The organism is Streptomyces sp. BJ20 (genome assembly GCF_022869105.1).
GTDB classification, from domain to species: Bacteria; Actinomycetota; Actinomycetes; order Streptomycetales; family Streptomycetaceae; genus Streptomyces; species Streptomyces griseoincarnatus.
Genome location: NZ_CP094918.1, coordinates 3,713,687 through 3,734,617 on the forward strand (window position 1 = coordinate 3,713,687; position 20,931 = coordinate 3,734,617).

Annotated in this window: 17 protein-coding genes and 5 pseudogenes; 10 read left to right on the forward strand and 12 right to left on the reverse strand. The window is 68.9% G+C overall.

Translation table 11 applies throughout. The features are described 5' to 3' along the window. Positions 1 to 14: 14 nt before the first annotated feature. Positions 15 to 877 (forward strand): IS5 family transposase gene (locus MTR79_RS16740; RefSeq protein WP_244793199.1). Its coding sequence is split into 2 segments (ribosomal slippage): positions 15 to 371 and positions 374 to 877, totalling 861 coding nucleotides; the frame shifts between segments, so codons are not numbered across the junction. Positions 878 to 1,176: 299 nt separating this feature from the next. Here the strand turns inward: MTR79_RS16740 and MTR79_RS16745 are convergent. Continuing rightward, complete coding sequence (locus MTR79_RS16745) at positions 1,177 to 2,157, reverse strand: hypothetical protein (protein WP_244790992.1); 981 nt, start codon at positions 2,155 to 2,157, stop codon at positions 1,177 to 1,179. 175 nt (positions 2,158 to 2,332) lie between these two features. Here MTR79_RS16745 and MTR79_RS16750 point away from each other — a divergent pair, with 175 nt between their 5' ends. After that, on the forward strand, positions 2,333 to 3,109 hold the full coding sequence (locus MTR79_RS16750; protein ID WP_244790994.1) for an H-NS histone family protein: 777 nt from the start codon (positions 2,333 to 2,335) through the stop codon (positions 3,107 to 3,109). Positions 3,110 to 3,191: 82 nt separating this feature from the next. Here MTR79_RS16750 and MTR79_RS16755 read toward each other — a convergent pair. The 6 genes and pseudogenes from MTR79_RS16755 to ectA form a co-directional block, all read right to left on the reverse strand. Beyond that, positions 3,192 to 5,006: pseudogene (locus MTR79_RS16755) on the reverse strand (Helicase associated domain protein); the annotation flags it as partial. Between the two features lie 1,712 nt (positions 5,007 to 6,718). Then, positions 6,719 to 7,069 carry an SAV_915 family protein gene (locus tag MTR79_RS16765; RefSeq protein ID WP_244790808.1) on the reverse strand — a complete coding sequence of 117 codons (351 nt, stop codon included), beginning with the start codon at positions 7,067 to 7,069 and terminating at the stop codon, positions 6,719 to 6,721. A 28-nt stretch (positions 7,070 to 7,097) separates the two neighbouring features. Further along, the gene (gene thpD, locus MTR79_RS16770) at positions 7,098 to 7,967 is read right to left on the reverse strand and encodes an ectoine hydroxylase (RefSeq protein ID WP_244790995.1); all 870 of its coding nucleotides are present in this window, start codon (positions 7,965 to 7,967) and stop codon (positions 7,098 to 7,100) included. A gap of 57 nt (positions 7,968 to 8,024) precedes the next feature. Then, positions 8,025 to 8,423 (reverse strand): ectoine synthase, encoded by a 399-nt coding sequence (locus MTR79_RS16775; RefSeq protein WP_086698782.1) that lies wholly within the window; start codon positions 8,421 to 8,423, stop codon positions 8,025 to 8,027. 90 nt (positions 8,424 to 8,513) lie between these two features. Continuing rightward, entirely contained in the window at positions 8,514 to 9,809 is a 1,296-nt protein-coding gene (gene ectB, locus MTR79_RS16780) for a diaminobutyrate--2-oxoglutarate transaminase (protein WP_244790804.1), read from the reverse strand. Positions 9,810 to 9,872: 63 nt separating this feature from the next. Next, positions 9,873 to 10,349, reverse strand: a complete 477-nt coding sequence (gene ectA / locus MTR79_RS16785; RefSeq protein ID WP_244793186.1) for a diaminobutyrate acetyltransferase — start codon at positions 10,347 to 10,349, stop codon at positions 9,873 to 9,875. Positions 10,350 to 11,131: 782 nt separating this feature from the next. On the opposite strand from ectA, the gene MTR79_RS16790 reads away from it, so the two are divergent. Together MTR79_RS16790 and MTR79_RS16795 are read left to right on the forward strand one after the other, a co-directional pair. Continuing rightward, the gene (locus MTR79_RS16790) at positions 11,132 to 11,557 is read left to right on the forward strand and encodes a hypothetical protein (protein ID WP_244790996.1); all 426 of its coding nucleotides are present in this window, start codon (positions 11,132 to 11,134) and stop codon (positions 11,555 to 11,557) included. Between the two features lie 195 nt (positions 11,558 to 11,752). Continuing rightward, the gene (locus tag MTR79_RS16795) at positions 11,753 to 12,346 is read left to right on the forward strand and encodes a DUF4291 domain-containing protein (protein WP_244790998.1); all 594 of its coding nucleotides are present in this window, start codon (positions 11,753 to 11,755) and stop codon (positions 12,344 to 12,346) included. 65 nt (positions 12,347 to 12,411) lie between these two features. Here MTR79_RS16795 and MTR79_RS16800 read toward each other — a convergent pair. Both MTR79_RS16800 and MTR79_RS16805 read right to left on the reverse strand, forming a co-directional pair. Then, positions 12,412 to 12,504, reverse strand: a pseudogene (locus MTR79_RS16800) (DUF4291 domain-containing protein); the annotation flags it as partial. A 10-nt stretch (positions 12,505 to 12,514) separates the two neighbouring features. Continuing rightward, positions 12,515 to 12,721: pseudogene (locus MTR79_RS16805) on the reverse strand (transposase); the annotation flags it as partial. A gap of 1 nt (position 12,722) precedes the next feature. Between MTR79_RS16805 and MTR79_RS16810 the strand changes: the two are divergent. Continuing rightward, positions 12,723 to 12,918, forward strand: a pseudogene (locus MTR79_RS16810) (IS630 family transposase); the annotation flags it as partial. 87 nt (positions 12,919 to 13,005) lie between these two features. Here the strand turns inward: MTR79_RS16810 and MTR79_RS16815 are convergent. Continuing rightward, positions 13,006 to 13,638: a DUF6368 family protein gene (locus MTR79_RS16815; RefSeq protein WP_244791000.1), complete on the reverse strand. Its 633-nt coding sequence runs from the start codon at positions 13,636 to 13,638 to the stop codon at positions 13,006 to 13,008. 216 nt (positions 13,639 to 13,854) lie between these two features. Here MTR79_RS16815 and MTR79_RS16820 point away from each other — a divergent pair, with 216 nt between their 5' ends. The 5 genes from MTR79_RS16820 (at position 13,855) to MTR79_RS16840 (ending at position 18,840) form a co-directional block, all read left to right on the forward strand. Further along, complete coding sequence (locus MTR79_RS16820; RefSeq protein ID WP_244793201.1) at positions 13,855 to 15,894, forward strand: TerD family protein; 2,040 nt, start codon at positions 13,855 to 13,857, stop codon at positions 15,892 to 15,894. A gap of 165 nt (positions 15,895 to 16,059) precedes the next feature. Then, entirely contained in the window at positions 16,060 to 16,806 is a 747-nt protein-coding gene (locus MTR79_RS16825; RefSeq protein WP_244791002.1) for a VWA domain-containing protein, read from the forward strand. A 78-nt stretch (positions 16,807 to 16,884) separates the two neighbouring features. Beyond that, complete coding sequence (locus MTR79_RS16830; protein ID WP_244791004.1) at positions 16,885 to 17,259, forward strand: hypothetical protein; 375 nt, start codon at positions 16,885 to 16,887, stop codon at positions 17,257 to 17,259. Between the two features lie 88 nt (positions 17,260 to 17,347). Next, positions 17,348 to 17,983: a zinc-binding dehydrogenase gene (locus MTR79_RS33615; RefSeq protein ID WP_280518392.1), complete on the forward strand. Its 636-nt coding sequence runs from the start codon at positions 17,348 to 17,350 to the stop codon at positions 17,981 to 17,983. 131 nt (positions 17,984 to 18,114) lie between these two features. Then, entirely contained in the window at positions 18,115 to 18,840 is a 726-nt protein-coding gene (locus tag MTR79_RS16840) for a dienelactone hydrolase family protein (protein ID WP_244791008.1), read from the forward strand. On the opposite strand, the gene MTR79_RS16845 is transcribed toward MTR79_RS16840, so the two are convergent. Both MTR79_RS16845 and MTR79_RS16850 read right to left on the reverse strand, forming a co-directional pair. Further along, positions 18,829 to 20,511, reverse strand: a complete 1,683-nt coding sequence (locus tag MTR79_RS16845; RefSeq protein WP_244791010.1) for a lantibiotic dehydratase family protein — start codon at positions 20,509 to 20,511, stop codon at positions 18,829 to 18,831. The genes MTR79_RS16840 and MTR79_RS16845 overlap by 12 nt on opposite strands. Before the next feature lie 120 nt (positions 20,512 to 20,631). Further along, a pseudogene (locus tag MTR79_RS16850) lies at positions 20,632 to 20,835 on the reverse strand (IS1380 family transposase); the annotation flags it as partial. Positions 20,836 to 20,931 lie beyond the last annotated feature (96 nt).

Sequence of the window (20,931 nt, forward strand, 5' to 3'; positions counted from 1 at the left end):
TGGGTCATGGTGGAGTGGTACGTCGTCATGAACTCACTGACCAGGAGTGGGAGTTGCTCGCTCCGCTGATACCGCGGGCCGCGACGGGCCGGCCCCGGGTGTCGGACCGGCAGGTCATCAACGGGATGGTCTACAAGATCCGCACCGGGATCTCGTGGCGTGACCTGCCCGAACGCTACGGGCCTTGGCAGACGGTCTACACCCGCTTCCGCCGCTACGCGATCGACGGGGTGTTCACCCGGGCCCTGCAGCAGATCCAGGCCCGGGCCGACGCCGCCGGGGACATCGACTGGCTGGTCCAGATCGACTCCACCATCGTCCGCGCCCACCAGCACGCCGCTGCCACCGGCCGAAAAGGGGGAATCAGCGGCCGGACGAACCGGACGATCACGCTCTCGGCCGATCCCGGGGCGGACTGACCACCAAGGTCCACCTCGCGTGCGACGGCAAGGGCCGTCCTCTGGCCCTCCTCGTCACGCCGGGCCAGCGCCATGACAGTGTCTGCGCACGCATCCTGCTCGAACGCATCCGCGTTCCCCGCAGCAGCCTCGGCCGGCCACGCTGCCGACCCGACCAGGTCATCGCGGACAAGGCCTACAGCTCCTGCGGTTTCCGCGCCTACCTGCGGCGACGCGGCATCGCGCACACCATTCCCGAGAAGGCCGACCAGCGGCGGCACCGACTGCGGCGCGGGAGCCGCGGCGGTCGACCGCCAGGGTTCGACCGGGAGACTTACCGCCGGCGCAACCTCGTCGAGCGCTGCTTCAACCGGCTCAAGGGCTTCCGCGGCATCGCGACCAGATACGACAAGACCGCCACCTCATACGAGGCAGCGGTCAGTCTCGCGTCGCTCCTGCTCTGGGCAAGATCCATTTGAAGACGGGCCCTAGCAGGTCTTCTACAGAAGGCCTGACGTCGGCCAGCAACGGAAGCGTGATGGAAGCCAGACATGCCTTGGCCAGATGCTCGACAGCCACTGCCATGTGATGGACGGCGAAGTCCTGATCCACTGCTCGTCGAAGTAGGCATCGAGGGCTGTCCGAGCCCATCGCTGTGCGGAAGCTCGTCACGGATCTCATCCTGGTTGATCGACGAACCATAATCCCTCCAGCGTCCTCTACGCCTGCTGAGCCGCCGGACAAGTCGGGCCGGGGTCAGGAGCGACAGCCAGTCCCGTCACGGGAGGTTCACTGCAGCTGTCTGCTGCTGGAGGAGAAGAATCTCGCCGCACAGGATGTACGTATTCAGTGCGCACAGGTTCGCTGCCTGCAGAGCGACGGAGGCGTGGACGCCCTTGTTCGCCAGCTCGCCGAGAGCCACGTACCTGTCGTATAGCCCTTTGCCCAGTGCAACGGTCACCTCTGCTGTCGTCCTACTGGCGCTCGCCTCCTTTACGAACTGGAAGATCCGATTGCGGTAGGCGGGTCGGTCCAGCTTGTTACCCGACTCGCTTGGCTCGGACCGCGGCGGGAGTACGTGGTCGGCCACGGCCTCAAGGATGCGCCGGCAAGTCGTCAGGGCGTGCGAAAGCTCCTCGCCAGCCGCGCCGTCAGGGTCACTGGCGGCTGCCTCGTTCATACGTCGGTAGACCGCGGTGAACTTCTCCACCAGATCGGGGACGCCTTCGGCCAGCATCTTGTCGACCTGTGCCTTGTAGCTACCGAAGATGGACTCATTCACCGATACATAGCCAAAACGCCGTTCCCATGCCACCAAGTAGGAGAAGGTCCGCAGCCGCGCCCTTTGAGCGATCTGACGCAGTGTGAAGTCTGCTTCTAGGCCAGCAGAAGTCTGGGTGCTCGGCAGATGCCTGGTGAGGTACTCGATTTCCTCGAGCGACTGTGGCATCACCATTCCCGGATCATCGCTCTTTGTGCGGTCCCGGATGTAGTCACGCATGGCCGTTGTGACGGGACTGGGTTCATCAGGTGATTCCCAACGGGATGGGTCAGCCATCAGCCGCTCAAGGTCGCCCCGATGCTGGGCAGGATCGCCGCCTGTGACCTGAAGGTCCAGCCCGAGGCGCACGGCCGCATGCGAGTCGCCGATCAAACTGGCGATCCGCACAGCCCGCCGCACCGAGACTTCCAGCGGGTGGTCATCGAACTCGTCCAAAGCGCGACGTATGAGGCCCAGAACGTGTGCAGTGGAATCCATCGGAAGAATGTAGCTGAGGCCCAGGACAGCCTCCTGGCGTCCCTGCCAGACCCAGTGGCCCCGGAGGACCATGACACCCCCGCCCTTGCTACACCGCTCACTCCAAGCCCGGCTCCTCCCGCAGCGCAGGCCGAAAATGGGAACGGCTGTTCTCGCAGAGACGGCATCATGAGGCATGTCCAAGAACCAACCGTCCGTGCCGCCTCACGTTGATCGTGCCCTGCGCCAGATCAACGAGTGGCAGAAGGCGACAAGCAAGCCCAGTCCTATGGTGGAGGCGGGCAGCAGTCTCAGCGGAGACGACGCCAAGATCCCCACCCTCATGATGTCCAGCGCCGCGTACCAGTGCTTTGTGCATGCCGTCGACCATCTGCACGCTGTACAAGCCCTGCTCTTCGAGGCGAAGGTCATGCACTCATACGCCCCCTACAGCCTGCTCCGGGCCGCTGTAGAAGCCGCTGGCGAGGCGATATGGCTTCTGGGGCCCAGTGGCCGCCAGGAGCGGATACGGCGGTGCCTCAAGCGGGCCTACGAGAACGTCAGCAAGGGCAAGGACTTCATGGACCTGTCCGGTCTCCAGCCGTCTGGCAGGAGCCACGCGGAACGCGTCCAAGAGATCAGGGATCTCGCGGCAGAGCACGGGCTGGACCCGAACGATGTCTGCGGCCGGTGGAGCACGCAGCGTCAGCTGAAGTACGTGGACGAGGATGTCAGGCACGACAAAGACGCACTCGCTCAAAACCTCTGGCAGATCTGCAGCGGCTTTGCGCACGGTCGGGAGTGGGCCACGCTCGGACTACTGGAACGCACGGTGCACAGCCAGGTGGGAAACGTGGTCCAAGTGCGCCTATCCAGTTCCACCGAGGTACTGCACAACATGCTCTACATGGCGACCATACTGACCGGAAGAGCCAAGCAGCTCTACGACATCAGAAGGACGTGTCACCAGTAGCTGGCGACGGATCCGGGCTGGGGAAACTTCCCTGTCACCGGTTGGCGAACACCCCGGACCGTGAAGGCCCGGGGCTCGCAAGCTACGCCCACTTCAGGCCCAGCTCCCGCAGTGCGGCCAGCTGCTCCGCGCTGAGCTTGTCCCGCCTGGCCTTGGTGTTGGAGATCCATACGCCCAGCTTCACGGTCACCGGCTCGCCGTTGACCGTGATCTGTTCGCTGTGCCCCCTCGGCACAGGCCGGTCGCCCTCGCGTTCCACCCATTGCGTGAGGGCCGTGAGGCCTCGCTGGAACGCGGCCTGTGCCTTGTTCGGGCCCTTCGTCGTGCGCGCGGCCACCGGGGCAGGAGACGGCGCCTCAGCGGGCTGCACGCCCAGCTTCGACAGCCGCTCCTGCTGCTCGGTCGACAGCTGCGCCCAGGTGCCCGGGTTCTTCTGCCGCTGAAGCCACCGCCCGATGTCATCGCCCTCGAACAGCACTCCGGGCTGGATCTCGGGCAGGCTGCCGTCGGCGTCGACCAGGTCCGCCAGGACCCGGTAGTGCCGCTGCCAGTCCAGGGGCCACGGGCAGTTCCAGTCCTCATCGACCGCGGCCAGCTGCGCCGCGCGCTCCGCCGCCCGCTCCGCGTCCTTGCCCAGGCCGCCTTTGCGGCGCAGGTTCGCCATGTGCTGGCCGACCGGGACCATCGCCTCGCCCTCGCCCCACACGGCGTCCTGACGCGGCGCGAGGTGCCCCATGGCCCGCCGGTAGGACCGCAGTGCGGCGAGCTTGTTCTCCCACGTCTCCTCGCCCGGCTCCCAGACCATCCCGGCCTCCGGTGCGTCGAGCAGCGTCTTGCGGCGCTCCTCCAGCTCCCCGGCCCGCAGGGCCTTGCGCTGCTGGTGCACCCATCGGCCAAGCGGAAACGCCTTGGTCGCCCCCACTTCGACCTCGACGTCGTAGGGAACGGCGTAGAGGCCGGTGATCTCGTTCTCCTTCCGCCAGCGGAGCAGGGCCTGGTAGCCCTGCAGCCACACCAGGGACTCCGGCCGGTAGACCCGGGTGCGCAGGAAAGCGGCGATCGTCGCCGCGTCGCGCGGGCTGGAGAAGTGCAGCAGCGCCGCTTCGGCGGCGGCCTGCGTGTCGTCGTCCTCCTGGCCCTCGCCGTCGCCCTCGCCGCCGGCCCCGACGATCCGCCCCTCTTCGTCACGCCGGACGTGGACCTTGCGCTTGCCGCTGGTGAGCGCGCGAGAGGCAAGCTGTTCGACCAGACGTTCGTCATGCGAACGCAGGCCCTGGAGCACGGCCACGAGCGGCCTGAAGCTCGCGCTGGCCACCATGTCGGTCGGGTCCTCACCCGGCTCCAGGAACACCGGCACGATGATCCTGGCGACCTTGGTGGAGCCGTCGCGGTTCAACCTCAACGCGCGGCCGATGTTCTGCACGATCTCCACCTGCGAACCGCGGGTGTCCGCGAAGCAGACGGCCTCGACTCCCCGCTCGCCGGTGATGTCCACGCCCTCACCGAGAACGCGAACGCTCGCGAGGAACGCACGGTGCACCCGGCGCCCGGCCGCGTCGATGCCGTTGGCGAACTGCCGGATCTTCTCGCGCCGTTCGGCGACGGTGTGGTCCCCGCACAGCCACGCCGACCACACCCGGTCCGGCGGAACGTGGCGACCGGCCTCCAGCTCGTAGAACTCCGCGTCGATCGAGGACTTCGGCAGCTTGTCCGCGGCGGCCAGGTCCTCATCGGAGGCATCGTTGACGTACAGCTCGGCAGCGGTCTCCGGCAGCTTCTCCGCGAACGCCGCGGCTTCCTCCACCTTCTGGTGGAAGGTCATGACCGTACGGAGGTTGTAGGCGGCGGCGTGCTCCAGGAGCGCGGTCTGCAGGAGCGCCAGGCGCCGGCCGCGCCGAGGCACGGTACCAGTGGTCCTGGGTGAGCAAGGCGTACTGGTGGTCGGAGAGCTCGGGCACCGCACGCGCGAGAAGGCCGCGGTGCTCCCCGGGCGACACATCCCCGCGGGGCACGGGAAACCCGAGGTGGCGCCCGAGCGCCGACAGGAGCCGGTCCGCCGCCACCGGCCGGGGGTGGGCCGCGTGGTACACCGCGGAACGGTCCGCGGCGCTCGGCGCGCACGCCAGACCCGCCACACCGCGCGCCAGATCACCCACCGCGATCAGGGAACTGCGCGAGGCCCGGCCGGCCGGCCACGCCGGCACCTCGGTGAGGAGCCGGGCCAGAGCCGGGATGAACCACTCGTCGCCCACGCCGTACACCAGATGCGGGCGCAGCACGGTACCGCCCGCGTCCAGCACCGCCCGCTCCGCCCGCAGCCGTGACATGCTCGCCGGAGAGGCAGGACGCGGCACCAGCGCGTGTTCGTCCGCGCCCCGGTGCGGCCCCACACCATAGACGGACGCCGTGCTGACATAAACGACGTGCCCCACACCCGCGCGCCGGGCCTCCTCCAGCAGAGCAAGAGTGCCGCCATGGTTGACCGCCTCGCACCGGGCGGCATCACGCCCCACATAGGCGGCAGCATGCACCACTACCTCCACCCCCGCCAACGCCCCCCGCAGCGACCCGGGCCGGGTCAGATCAGCACGCACATGACCCACCACGCCATCACGCGACGACGGCGCCCGGCGCGCCAGCACCCGCACCGCGGGCCCGCCGCGGGCGGCGGCGCGCGCGGCCAGCTCACCCACCACCGCGCTTCCGATGAAGCCGCTGCCGCCGACGACCAGAACGGTGCCCCTAACAGGTGACGGCCAACTCGACACGATGTTTTCCCCACTTCGCTCGAACGGCGACACCGAGGCGGGCCGGCCCGCACGAGGCAGAATATACCGGCTGGACGGTTCTTCGGGGCGGTCCGGTGTGGGCGGACGGGGGCGGGGGTGCCGAGCGGCCGGGCCTACGCGCGCCTGGCCGCCCCGGCGTGCCCGCCGCCGCAAGCGGACGGTCAAGACCGCCGGTGTCCGCGGCACGGGCCAGGCCCTGACGCACGGATCAATGGACCTCGACACACACGCCGACACGCTGGACACCCCACGGCCGGGCTCGCACGGAAACCCCGCTCAGGCCCTGACGCGCGAACAGATAGACCTCGACGCAGACGCCGACACACTGGACACACGCCACGGCCGGGCTCGGGCGGAAACCCCGCAGGGACGCTCTGCGGCGAAGAGCCGCAGCCGGAGAGCCGAACCGCGCGGCGCACAGCCCCGCCGACGACACCACACGCGTGTCCGCACCCCCTGCTCTCCCCGCCCCCCTGCGGCGGGCCGGCGCGAGAGCTGCGACCACGCCAGAGGGGAAAGCGCGGCCGCCGGCGGACAGCCGGCCACATTCGCTGCCACCGGGGGTGCCGCCCCGCTGCGGTGGAGGACAGCGTGTTCGTGCAGCCGCCTGCCGGGGCCGTTGTGAAGCCGCCGCGTCCCACCCGCTCGCCCCGGCATCTGCCGCGGCCGGCGCGTACGTGCGCTTTCCGCCCGCCGCGGCAGCACGCGGCGGCGTCGCCGGGTGTGCTCCGCCGGATCGGGCAGACCCATGGCCCTGAAGGGCACCTTCCCTTCAGTCCGCGGGCCCGTGGCCGGCGCCGGCGCCGGCCGGGGGCCCGCCTCAGTTCGCCCGGGCCCCCGGCAGCAGGCTCCTGCCGGGGCCCGCACGGGATGTGCGGGAGGCGCCCGGGCGGACCGCCACCTGCGGATCGACGGTGATCGTGGTGCACCCCAGCGGGGCGGTGAGGGCGCGGAGCGCGGTGACGGAGAGCCTGATCCACGGGTGGTCCTGACCCAGGGCCGCCAGCAGCCGTGCGCAGGAGGTGAAGGCGACGGCGGTACGGCGGCCGCCGGGAGTGCGGAAGAAGCACGTCACACAGCAGCGGCGGTGCGGCCGGACGGGTACGTACAGCAGGTCGGCCGGCGGATGTCCACCGGGCGTGGGGTCCGCGTCGCGCCGGGCATCAGCCATGGTGGTCTCCGCTCACGGCTTGCGGCCGTCACCTCACCGGGGTGAAGTCACGCGCCGCGACGAACGCGGGCCGGCGGGCCGTGTTGAACACGATGAACACGTTGCTGCGCGGGTAGGGCGTGATGTTGTCGCCGGAGCCGTGCATGCAGTTGCAGTCGAACCAGGTCGCCGAACCGGCCTTGCCGGTGATCAGCCGGATGCCGCCCGCCTCGCACAGCGCGGTGACGGCCTCGTTCGACGGCGTCCCCGCGTCCTGCATCTGCAGGGACTTCTTGTAGTTGTCCTTCGGGGTGGCGCCCGCGCAGCCCAGGAACGTCCTGTGCGACCCCGGAATGATCATCAGGCTTCCGTTGGTGGCGTGGTTGTCGGTGAGCGCGATCGACACCGACACGGCGCGCATGCGGGGCAGGCCGTCCTCGGCGTGCCAGGTCTCGAAGTCGGAGTGCCAGTAGAAGCCGCTCGCCCCGAAGCCGGGTTTGACGTTGATGCGGGACTGGTGGACGTACACGTCCGAGCCGAGGATCTGGCGGGCCGTTCCCACCACGCGTTCGTCACGCACGAGCGAGGCGAACACCTCGCTGATCCGGTGCACTTCGAACACCGACCGGATGGCACGGGAGGCGGGCTCGACGACGGCGCGCTCGTCGCAGCCAACTGCCGGGTCACGGACCAGCCTGTCCAGCTCGCCGCGGAACAAGGCCACCTCGCCGGGGCTCAGCAGTGCCTCGACGGTCGTGAAGCCGGCGCGGTCGACATCCGCCAGTCCGGCCCCTCCCAGCGGGCCGGACATGCCGGGTGCGGACCACACCACGGGGTCACGGCGCGGCATCATCGCCTCGGCCGTGCCGCGGGTCGGGTACACATCGGTGGTCGGACGGTGGTGGTGCATCGTCGTCATGGTCGTCCCCATGCCTGGTCGACTTTCGGATCCCTTTTCCCGGTTCGCAGTCCCCTTTCAGGCACCCGGCCCGGGCGGCGGGTAGGCGCCGTCGGCGTCGTGATCCTCCCGGCCGGTCAGGGGCGGGTTGAACACACACACGCAGCGCACGTCGGTCTTGGGCCGCATGGTGTGCCGCTCGTGGCCGTCCAGCAGATACACCGTCCCCGGCGTGATCCAGTGCTTCTCACCACTCTCCTCATCGGTCAGCTCCGCCTCGCCCTCGACGCAGAACACCGCCTCGACGTGGTGGGTGTACCGCATCGTCGTCTGCGTACCGGCGTAGAGCGTCGTCACGTGCAAGGAGAAACCCGCCTGCTCCCGGGCCAGCACGAGCCGTTTGCTCTCCCAGGTGCCGGACGCGGCCCTGACATGCCGGACGGTGTCCTCGATCTCCTCAAGGGAACGGATGATCACAGCTCATCCCACCTTCTGTGTGCGCCCGGGGCGGCCACGCCTGCGCCCGCCTCCGTGTTCGTGTTCGTGTGCGTGTGCGTGTTCGTGTGCTCAACGGGGGCCGGCCGACCGCGTGGGCCGTTCGGTTCCCCGCACCGCGGACGCGAACAGCGCGAGGCCTTCCTCCAGTTCCTGCTCCTCGATGGTCAACGGCGGGAACAGCTTGACGACTTCGTCCCTCGGGCCGGACGTCTCCAGCAGCAGGCCCAGCTCGAAGGCACGGGCACACACGGCGGCAGCCCGCGACGGATCGGCGAACTCCATCCCCCATGCCAACCCACGGCCACGCACCTCGGGCGCGGGACCGGGCCGGCCGGCGGCGACAGCCCGCAAGCCCTGCTCCATCTGCTCCCCGCGGGCCAGGGTCTGCTTCTGCAGCCGGCCGTCGCGCCAGTACTCCTCCAGCGCGGCGGTGGCGGTGACGAAAGCCGGGTTGAAACCACGGAAAGTGCCGTTGTGCTCGCCGGGCCGCCAGATGTCCAGCTCGGGACGCAACAGGGTGAGCGCCATCGGCAGTCCGTATCCGCTGACGGACTTCGACAGCGTCACGATGTCCGGGACGATGCCGGCCTGTTCGAAGGAGAAGAACGCACCCGTGCGGCCGCACCCCATCTGGATGTCGTCGACGATCAGCAGCATGTCCCGGCGCCGGCACAGCTCGGCGAGGCCGCGCAACCACTCCGAGCGGGCCACATTGATCCCGCCCTCACCCTGCACGGTCTCCACGATCACGGCCGCCGGCGTGTCCAGCCCGGACCCCTCACCCGCCAGCAGCCGCTCCAACCAGGAAAACGCCCCCTCCCCGCCGCACGGCCCCCCGTCGTACGGCATGGGCATCGCGTGCGCCAGGGGCACACCCGCGCCCGCACGCTTGAAAGCGTTGCCGGTGACAGCCAGCGAGCCCAGCGACATGCCGTGAAAGGCGTTGGTGAAGAAGACGACGGCTTCCCTGCCCTTCACCTTACGGGCCAGTTTCAGGGCGGCCTCCACGGCGTTGGTGCCGGCCGGCCCCGGGAACATCACCTTGTACGGCAGTTCACGCGGCTGAAGCACAACCTCCTGGAAAGTCTCCAGAAAAGTACGCTTCGCGGCCGTCGACATGTCCAGAGCATGCGTGACACCGTCACCTTCGATGTAGTCGACAAGCGCACGCTTGAGCACCGGGTTGTTGTGCCCGTAATTCAGCGCCCCGGCACCGGAGAAGAAATCCAGGAAAGGGCGGCCGTCCTCACCGTACATGCGACTGCCGAGTGCACGGTCGAACACGGTGGGCCAGCCCCGGCAATAGGAACGGACCTCGGACTCGAGCCTCTCGAACACATGAGAGGCGGGATGGGGAACCGTCATGATGCTCGCTCCTCACGGCAGACCAACAAACCGTCTACGTCAGGCGTCTTCGCGGCCGCCGTCTCATCGAAGCAGCGGCCCGATACGGTACAGGAACTCGGCATCGTGCGCGTCGGGGAAGAACTCCGCCGGAAACAGAAGGTCCCTTTCGAGCGGTGCCGCGTGCCGTCGGGCGAAAGACCGGAACAGTCGGTGCGACGCGGCGTTGTCCGCGCTGATGGTGGTCTCCAGGTGCCGCAGGGTGCCGCCCGCCGCAAGCCGGGCGGTGAGATGGTCCAGCATCGCACCGGCCGTGCCCCGTCCCCGTTGCCCCCGGTCCACGGCTATCTGCCAGACGACGAGGGTGTCGGGCTGCTCGGGGCGGCGGAATCCCGTGACGAACCCCACCGGCACATCACCGGACTGGGAGGCCACCACGGAAGTACGGGCGAAATCCCTGAACCACAGCAGATAACTGTAGGAAGAATTCACATCCAGCACCCCAGAATCGCGGGCGATACGCCACACCGCAGCCCCGTCCTTAACCGTGGGAACCGCCATAACCAGTGTGTCCACCGAACACACCTCACTCTCGCTGCGCGAACCACCGCGCGCACGCGCCAACCACCACGCGCATGCGTCAACCCGCATGTGAACGGACCCCGTCCGATCCATTCTCCGCGCCCCCGAAAGACGACCGTTCAACCAGCGGATCACCGACTACGGTGTCTGCCGCTTCAGGGTTCAGTTGTCCACACGGACGTACCACCGTGACACATCGCTACGATGCTACGCCCCCCACACCACACACGCCCACACGAAAAACCCTGTTTAAAAAAGAAGAAAGGTGAAACGAACCGGCAACGTTCCCCCGCAGCCAGGCAATCCAGCAACGCGGACTCGACCCCTGCACGTCATCCCAAGCAATATCCAGCGCCGCAACCCGGGACTGCTGCAGTCCCACTCTCGTAGTTGGCGAGGGATGAGAGTCTGTCAACGCGGCTTGATGGCCCAGATCAAGCCGCGTTCACAGACCTATCTGCCGTGATCAGAGTGAACGCCTGCCCTCTTCTGCACGGCGGGCGGGCTACCACCAGCATTATCCTGACTGGAGCATCAACGGTCACGACAGGACCGCGTCTCCTGTCCTATCGATGTGGCTCCAGCCACGGGGGAGTCTCGTCATCGACCCTGATCTCCTGGCGGCTCTGTGGAGAGAACGGCATCCGTCGGCCCCTCCGGTCGCTCACACGTTTCGCACCAGGTACGCGGATCGCCGGGTTCGCTTCCACAGCCTCCCCGGCTCGAAGCGCTATCCGCAGTCCGGAGACGAGTACGCGATCGTGCTGGACCGGTACAACACGATCCTCGACGAGTTGTTCACGGACACCGATGTGTTCGCGGTGACGATGGACTGGTCAGACACACCGACCGGGCCCCCGGGCTACTCGACCCCACGACCGACACTGCACCCGGGCAGCATCCGCTGGTGGACCGAGTCGGACCAGGATGACCCTGACCCGGAATTCCACACCCACACGCGCCTGTACGCCGACCGGCGCCGGTCGAGTCACGGCTGTGCCGACGGGCTGCTGCGAGCAGTCGCGGACGAAGCGCTCGCGGAAGTCTTCATCACCGACACGAAACTACGCCATATCCACCATCCCTACGACGGCGGCGCAGACGTCATCCTTGCCACCCCCGCAGAGCGTGACCGTATGCGCGACCGACACACAGCCTGGCTTTCGAGCCACCCAGCCGGCCTCTGAGAACCGCAGTGACTCCGCCTCCGGCCGACGCTCAGCAGTCTGGGAACGCTGCTCGACGTTGTTGAGTAGTGCTCACGCCTCCGAGACGGTTCCACCCCATGCAATCGACACTGTGGACGCCGATCGTCTGGGCACTGCCACCCAGGACAAAAAAATCGGTGGTCACCTGAGCCGGCCGAGTCCACGCTGTGCGCCATGGAAGAACCGCTCCGCAGAATCCGTGCGCTCCACACGGTCTCCACGATCACCGTCTACCAGGCGTACTCCCATGAGATCGGACTGCCCGCCGTCCGAGACGGCCGCTTTCCAGCCGCATGGAAGCCTGACCGCATGACATGGATCAAGCCCAGTTTCATGTGGATGATGTACCGCTCCGGCTGGGGCATGAAGGAGGGTCAGGAGACTGTTCTCGCCGTAGAGATCACACGCGAGGGATTCGAGTGGGCGCTGCAGCACGCCTGCCTGTCCCACTACGAGCGCGGACTGCACCCCGATCGCGCCACCTGGCAGCGTGATCTCAAGCACGCACCGGCTCGCGTCCAGTGGGATCCCGAACGCGATCTGCACCTGCGTCCCCTGCCGCACCGCTCGCTGCAACTTGGGCTCTCGGGAGAGGCATCCGCACGTTACGCGGACGAGTGGATTGTGTCCGTCAAGGACGTGACCCCGCTCGCCACCGAGATTTACGCACTCGTCAGGGACGGCGAACTGGACTCAGCTGCCCGACTGCTCCCCCAGGAGCAGGAATACCCCGCCAGTGCAGAGTTCCTGGCTCGCCTGTGTCCCTGACCGGCAGTCCGGGCACAACCGTCGGCGCCACCCACGGGTCAGATGACAGCAGAGGTCTGTGAACGCGGCTTGATGACCCATGTCATCCGGTCCCGCTGCCAGGCTGCCGGGAAACAACTGTCCCGGGCCGCGGGAAGACCGATCTCGGGCCCGTACGCCTAACTGGCCCTAACAAAGCCTCTGGACGTGCCGGTGGGTGATCAGGCAGACGGCGAGTCCGAGGAAGGCCTCGTGGATGTCGTCGCGTCGTTCCCACCGGATGCGTAGGCGTCGGAAGCCGTACAGCCAGGAGATCGTCCGCTCGACGACCCAGCGGAAGGTGCCCAGGCCGGTGCCCTGGAGCTGGCCGCGTTCGGCGATCACCGGACGGCATCCCGCGCTGCCGATCGAGGCGTACTTCGAACCATTGGGCAGTTCACCATCGCCAACTCCCGCACCCTAACCACCCCGTGCAGACCCGGGCACCGCACGCCTACCTGGGCCGGCGCAACGCCCATGCCCGCTACCGTGACGTCCTGGCCGCCGAACGCAGAAAACGCGCCCACATCCGAAGTGAGAAGGGCATCCGCTGGGCGGACGCCCCGCTCTCGCCGCGTGATCAGGCAACCATGGGAACGTCCCCGATCACAGCGCCACCTCCCGGCGCAAATCTGTCAGGGCTACCTGACCAGCCGGAAGGCGGGGTTCCCGACCCAGGACCGCAGGAACTCCGCCGTTCCCAGCGCCATCCAGTCGTCGTCCGCGATCCCCACCACTCCTGGAAGGCCAGCGATGAACGATGCCTGTCCGTCCAGCAGTCCGGCTTTGGCCACGCCCCCGATGACGTCCATGACAGCGGCGGTCAGCGGGACCGTGGCCACGTGGTCGATCTCGCGATTGGCGCGGGCGCTGACGTTGACGGCATGGGTCGGCCTGAAGCTGAGGATGGTCTCCGCCTCGGGCTCGTCCGCGTGCTCAGCCTCGAAGAGGTTCTCATCGCCGACACCCGGCCCCATCAAGTAGACCAGGAAGGGCCGACCCCAGTCCTCGGGCTGCGGACTGAACCCCACCAGGGCCGAGAGCTCCTCGTCTGCGGAGGTGTTGCCGAGAAGCGGAAGCGGGACCGGTTTTCGCCAGTCCTCTTCCCGTCCGTCCTCGACGCCCAGTCGCTCTGCGGGCACGTTGACGTCGAAGAACCCGGGCCGCTTCTCGGTGAAGTGGGAAGAGAGCCCCACCATCAACGCGCGGAACTCCCGCAGCGCAGCCGGAGAGAGCGCCTCCGCCAACTCGATCACCGACGTCGGACCAGACACGCTGGGAGCCTAGTTCGATCGGCTCCGGCTCCGCCAACCCGGCGGACCTATGCGGTCAGAGCACTGGTTGCCGTGCTTCACGGAACCTCCACGATCGGGCTCGGTGCGTATTACAGTTTCCTGCGCGCGGCTCGTCATCTTGTGTCGCGCAAAGGATGAATGGGGCGGAATCTTCCGCATGCCCATGGTATGCCGCTGGGGGGCTTTGTGCAGGAAATGATCAAGGGTGCGAATGTGGCCCTGGCGGATCTGAGCGACAGTGTCGGTTCGGTCATCGTCAGTCTGGGCTGGGTCAGCCCTACCGGCGAGGGCGACGCGGATGTGTCGGTCCTGCTGCTGGACGCGAACGGCAAGGTGCGCAGCGACGGCGACTTCTACTTCTACAACCATCCGGTGGCTGCTGACGGAAGTGTGCAGCTTCTGGGCAAGACACCGACGGCGGACGGCAGTGAGGACCGGATCAGCTTCGATCTCACCGCGGTGCCGTCCGGGATCGACCGGATCGTCGTCGCTGCGAGCAGGTACGGCGAAGCCCGCTTCGGCGAGCTCGAGGATGTGCGGATCACGCTGGCCGACGCAGCCGGTGCGAGCCTCCTGCGGTTCGCCGTCGATGATGCCGACTCGGTGACGGCGGTCATCTTCGGTGAGCTGTACCGGCGGGGCGAGGGGTGGAAGTTCCGTGCCGTCGGACAGGGCTACGAGACCGGGCTTGCGGGTCTGGCGACGGACTTCGGGGTCGACATCGAGGACGACGCGGCTACGGAAACCGAAGCGACGCTCGACGGCGCGGAAGCCGACGAGCAGGCGGATGCAGCGGCTCCGGCGCCGGCCGGGACGCCGGTCCGGCAGACGGCGCTGGGGGCCATCCCCGCTCCTCGCCCTCCTGAGGGCGAGGCTGGTGGGCCGAGGAAGCCGGCCGCCCGTCCTCGCACCGCGAAGAAGAAGGTCACCCTTCCCAGGACGGTCAAGAAGACCCTGGCGGAGAACGACTCCTGGAAGTCGGCCAGGCTTTTCCCTGTCTCGGTGCTCAAGAGCGACCGGGACCGGGAGATGCGTGCCACCTCGGTGCTGTTGTCGGTGATGGCGCAGGTACCGGAGTTCAGCAGGAGGCTCACCGCGGGGTTCGGGGCTCCGGCGGGCCGTATGGAGACGTTCACGGAGGTCTCCCTGCCCCACGGGGACAGTCCGCGGCGCCCGGACGGGGTGATCCGGGTGGAGCGGGCAGGCAAGCTGTGGACCGCGCTGGTCGAGACGAAGACCAACGGCAACGCACTTAAGGCCGACCAGGTGCAGGCGTACATGGACATCGCCGCACGCCGCGGTTACGAGGCCGTGATCACGCTGACGAACGACGTGGCGCTGGAGGGCAGTCCGCTCGTCGACGTCAAGATCGACAAGCGGCGCAAGCACAAGGTCGCCCTCTGGCACCTGTCCTGGGCGGAAGTCGCCCACCAGGCGCAGATGCTGATCAGGCACGAGGGGGTGGGCAACGCCGCGCACGCCTGGCTCTTGCAGGAACTGCTGCACTACCTGCAGCACGAGAACTCCGGCTGCCACGGCTTCCAGAACATGGGGCCGGCCTGGGTCCCCGTGCGCAACGGCATCGACGACGAAACCCTCTGCCAGGGCGACGCCCGGGCACTGGAAGTGGTCGAGAACTGGGAGCGGCTCATCCGCCAGGTCTGCCTCAGGCTGGGCGGCGAACTCGGGCAGAAGGTCCTGCCCGTGCAGCGCGCCAAGCGCGGAACGGACCCCAAGGAGCGCCGAGACCGCCTGGCCGACCAGCTCTGCCTCGACGGGCGACTCCAGGCGGAGCTGCGTATCGACGGCACGCCCGGCGTCCTGACCGTCAGCGCCGACCTGTGCACCGGCAAGCTGCGCACCGGCATCGACATCCCGGCCCCTGAACAGGGCTACCCCCTGAGCTGGGCCAAGCGACTTGTCCGTCGCCTGGCCGAGGCACCGGCGGACCTGCATGTCGAGACCCTCGTCGACAGCGAAGCTGCAGGCCCACGCGGAACCCTGGAGCGTCTGCGCCCCGAACCGGCGGACCTGCTACCCAAGGACAACGCCAAAATCACCGGATTCCGCCTCTCCCTGCTCAAGAGCATGGGAAGCGGCCGCGGCAACGCCGAGACCGGCTTCATCCGCAGCGTCGACAACGCCGTGCACCGCTTCTACACCACCGTCGTCGTTCACCTGGACACCCCTACAACACGCCGGACACCGTCCAAGGAACGCACGGCAGCCGAATGACACCCGGGCGCAGGCGGCGGCAACGCCGCCTGCGCCCGCCCCGCAACGGCCCCCTGCACGGGCCCGCACCCGGCCCAGCCCGGTCATACAGTCTGAACCGCACCGGTCGCAGCCGACGCGGCAGCCACCGGCACCTGCTGAGAAGCGGGGGACAGCCAAGAAGGAGTGATCCCGACGAACGGCATGGAGCACGCTGCGGCCATCAGCCTGACCAAGGTGCAGGAAAAGGCGCCCGACCTGGTCAGCTTGTACAAAACGGCGGGCGCCAGCGTGCGCAGTCACGGACTGGAGGACGTGCGGGCTGCGGTGTACCTCGTGCTGGACCGCTCCGGGTCAATGCGGCCCTACTACCAGAACGGCACCATGCAGCACTTGGCCGAACAGGTCCTGTCACTGTCGGCCCACCTCGATGACGACGACACCGTTCCGGTGGTGTTCTTCTCCACCGACGTCGACGGAACCACCGATCTGATCCTCGGCAGACACCGCGGACGCATCAACAAGCTGCACGAAAACCTCGGCCACATGGGACGCACCAACTACCACTGGGCCATGGACGAGGTCATCGACCACTACTTGGAATCCGGCAGCCACTGCCCCGCCCTGGTCATCTTCCAGACCGACGGCGGCCCCACCAGCAGGCCGGCTGCCGAACGCTACCTGTGCAAAGCCGCCCGCCTCCCTCTGTTCTGGCAGTTCATCGGCTTCGGCGACCCCGACGACAACGAATTCACCTTCCTGCGCAAGCTGGACACGCTCGCCGTCCCCGCCCGCCGCATCGTCGACAACGCGGGCTTCTTCCACGCAGGCCGCACCCCGCAGGCCATCCCCGACCACCACCTCTTCGACCAGTTGCTGCAGGAGTTCCCCGACTGGCTGGCCGCCGCCCGCACCGCCGGCATCGTGCGGTGAAACGCGATGCCGGCACGCGACCGGCGCCAGGACGTCACACCGGTTGAGCCCTTGGGGACAGCTCGCCATACTCCCCGCATGACCAGTAACGGGGCCGAAGCCGCTGAGCAGGGATGGGACGGTCCCTGGTATCGCGTCCGAACAGAACGGTTCGAGGCGTCATTCCTGCCCAGCGAGGGCGAGCCCTTGGACGCCGTCCGCAACGTCGATGTCGAGGTCCGGCTGACAGCGGACGCATCACGCTGGAGCGCAACCGTGTTCACTCTTGCTGAGGTCGAGCGCCTCATGGAAAAGGACTGCCGAACCGGCGAGTCCCTGAACGGCCGCAACTTCTGGTGCACCGACGGCCTCATCGTCCGAGACGCAGGCATCGACAACATCACGCACGTGCTGACCGGCCTGCTCGATGGTGGTGACTTCACGCAGGTCCTTCAGCGGCTCGACGACGACTGACCGTCCGCCCCCTTCCGCAGCGTCGGCGCGGCCCTGGTCCACGGCGGTCGACGCCCGCCTGCTGGCCCGCAAGCCCGCCACGCTGTCGATGCGAGAGGCGGCAGCGCTGCCGCTGGCCGTGATCAGCGGCGTGGGAAGGTCTGGTGGACCGGGCCGGCGTACGGGCCGGGCAGAAGGTACTGGTGCACGGGGGCGCCGGCGGCGTGGGCAGCGTCGCGGTCCAGATCGCCGCGGCCAGGGGTGCGGAGGTGTTCGCGACCGCGTCCGCAGCCAGGACGCCGCTCGTGCGGCGCCTGGGGGCGTACCGATCGACTACACCTCGGTGCCCGTGGAGAGGTACGTCGCCGAGCACACCGGCGGTGCCGGATTCGACATCGTCTTCGACACCGTGGGCGGCTCGGTCCTGGACGCCTCCTTCGAGGCGGTGCGCACCTGCACCGGTCATGTGGTGAGCGCGCTGGGCTGGGGCACCCATGCGCTGGCACCCCTGTCGTTCCGGGCAGCCACCTACTCGGGCATCTTCACACTGCTGCCGATGCTGACCGGCCGGGGCCGCGAGCACCACGGCGAGATCCTGCGCGAAGCCGCTGCGCTGGTGGACGAGGGCAAGCTGCGTCCCCTGCTGGACGGGACCCGCTACACCCTCGCCGACGTGGCGGACGCCCACAGGTCCGTGGAGAGCGGTACGGCCGACGGCAAGGTCGTCGTCGACGCCGAGCCGTGACACCGCCCCGCACCGCTCGCCCCGCCCGCGGACCGTCAGCCATCGCCGCACCCCAGAGGAGCACCCGCGGTGTTCTGCCGGCGGCAGAACAGCGGCCCGACCGGACCCGACGATCACTACCGTCCAGTCTCATGACGACGATTACCACGCGCACGGTCGAGTACCTGGCCGACGGTCTTACAATGATCGGGCACCTCGCACTCCCCGCCGGTGCCGATCGCCGGCCCGCGGTTCTGCTCGGGCCGGAGGGCATGGGGCTCAGTGACGTCGAGCGCCGCCGGGCCGACGCGCTCGCCGAGCTGGGATACGTGGCGCTGGCCTTCGACCTTCACGGCGGGCGCTACCTGGACGACCCCGAGGAGATGCTGGCCCGTTGCCTGCCGCTGCTCGCCGATCCCGACCGGATGCGGGACATCGGCCACGCGGCGCTCGACACGCTGCGCGCCGAACCACGGACCGACCCCTACCGGATCGCCGCCGTCGGCTACGGCACCGGCGGCGCGATCGCGCTGGAACTCGGCCGCGCCGGCGTCGACCTGCGCGCGATCGGGACGGTCAACGGACTTGTCACAGGCCGGCCGGGCGAGGCGGCGCGCATTCGCTGCCCTGTGTGGGCCGGGGTCGGATCGGAGGACCCGATCATGCCGCCCGCGCAACGGGAGGCGTTCACCGCCGAGATGCAGGCCGCAGGCGTCGACTGGCGCCTCGTGGTCTACGGCGGCGCCCTGCACGCCTTCCACCACCCGCCGGTGGACCACGCCGCGCTCCCTGGCGTCGGCCACCACCCACAACACGCGCAGCGAGCCTGGCACGACGTCGTCGACCTCCTCACCGAATGCCTGACCTCAGCGGAGTGACCCCGTCGCCCACCACGCTTCCGAACCGCAAGCCAGGGCCGCCCCCTCCGCCTCACTCCCCCGCGTGTCGAACGCGACGAACCTCAACTCCGATGTGTAGCGGTGACCCTCGTCGTCCGTGAGCCAGGTCTGTTCCGGGGTCGGGAGCATTTCCGTGAACGTCGCCGTGGCCGACGGGTCCTTGCGGGCGAGTCGGCGCAGGGCCTTGGCCAGGATGGTGACGTAGACCGGGCTGTCGAAGTCGACATAGAACGGACGGGACTCCGTCGGGGAGACGACGAACACGAAGCGGGGCAAGCCGAGGCGGGTGCGCCAGTGGCGGGCCCGCACGAAGCGCCGGGCCTCGTCCTTGTCGTCGGCGAACGTGGCCTCCGCGGCGGGCAGTTGCCAGGCCTCGCGGGCGATGACCAGGCGGTCGACCGTGCCCCGGTGTGTGTGGGCGGCCGGCCGCAGCGGCTGGAAGAGGTCCATCGACAGCGTGGTCAGGACGTGGGAGAAGAGGTCGATCGCGGGGAGGACCGCACCGTCGGGCAGCCGGACCACGAGGGCTCCGTCCCGTTCCTCGACCAGCGCGTCGGCGCTTCGGACGGCGCGGGGGCGGGCCGGGTCGGCCGTGAAGTCGGTGAGGGCGACCTGGTAGTCCTCCGGGCGTACCAGCGTGTGCCGGACGCGGGCGGAGAGCCGGGCCCGGTGCTCCTTGGGGATCAGCGGCATCAGTCGAGGGCCGGGACGGTCCTGGTCGGTCAGGGTGAACAGCTCGTCGACGTCCGGGTGTTGGTGGGTGAAGAGCGAGGCGCCCAAGGTGTTGGCGGCCAGGTGGAGTTCGCCGAGGACCAGGGTGAGGTCACCGCGCGCGGCGGCCTCGGGGCCGTCGGCGGCCATGATGACGTCCGGGCTGAGATAGCGGGCCGCCGTCCAGCCCCCGCCGCCCTCGAACTCCCGCCGCACGGACTCCTCGATGTCCACGGCCCGCCGAGTGACCCTGCGCGCGTCGTCCGGGACCGCGAGGATCCGCTGCCAGCGCTCGGCGAACTCCCGCTGCAACTCGCTCGCCGCCGTACGGGCGGTGCCGTGCAGCACGGGCAGGCACGCGAACCAGAAGGAGGCCAGGTCGACCGGGTCGCCGCCGGCGGCGAGGCGGTGGTGCACCGTGCGGATCCCGGTCTCCACGACGGCGGCCAGCCGGGCGGTGAGCCAGCTCGCGCTGTCCATCAGGAGGCGCAGCGGGGACAGTGCCTCCACGACGGCCGGACCGAGGCGCGCCGTGGCCGAGCGCCGGGTGTCGCTGTAGACGAGGGCGCGGCAGGGGGCGGTGGAGGCCGACTTCTCGCGGGTCGCGGCCGTGTCGGTGAGTGCGGTGAAGTCGCGCTCGAGGTCCTGGAGTGCGGTGAGGAGTGTGCTCTCGTCGGTGGCCGCCGCCACCTTCGCCCTGCCCCGCTCCAGCAGGTCGAAAGCGTCCAGGCCGCGTCGCCTGAGGTCCGGGTCGCCGACGGTCGACAGCCAGTCGCGCAGGGCGCGTTCGGGGTGGGTGCCGGCCGGGACCTCCAGTCGCCAGGCCACCCAGCGGCGGGCCACCAGGTCTTGCAGCGTCCGGGCCACGTCGGTGCCGGGGAGGTCGGCGGCGATGTCGCGGGCCGGACGCACGCCGTCGCAGCGGGCGAGACGCAGCACCGGACGCAGACCGGGTTGCCGGAGCCGGGTCTGGCGGGCGGCAGCGGGAGGTCGGAGGCCGGCGCGGGGGTGTCCGGGTGCGCGCCACCAGAACCTCGTCGAAATCGACGGTCACCGTCCTGCCCGCGCGAGGTCCAGGGTGACCTTGCCGGGACCGTGAACGGCTCGTGGCTTCCGCCAGGGCTCCAGGGGTGCGGATATCGCCCGGTCGAGGCCAGCCCTGCGGACCGTCTCCAGCAGCAGGACCGCACCGGTCTGCGAGACCAACTTCCGGCCGACTCCCCGGACACGGACACGCGGGTGTGACGAGACAGACTCGCTCAAGGCCGAGTCGGGCGTCAGCCGTCACTCGAGGGTGCGCGCTTCACGGAAAGCGAGCCAGAACCCGAGTTCGGGCGGCTCCCGCCGCTGATCTGACGG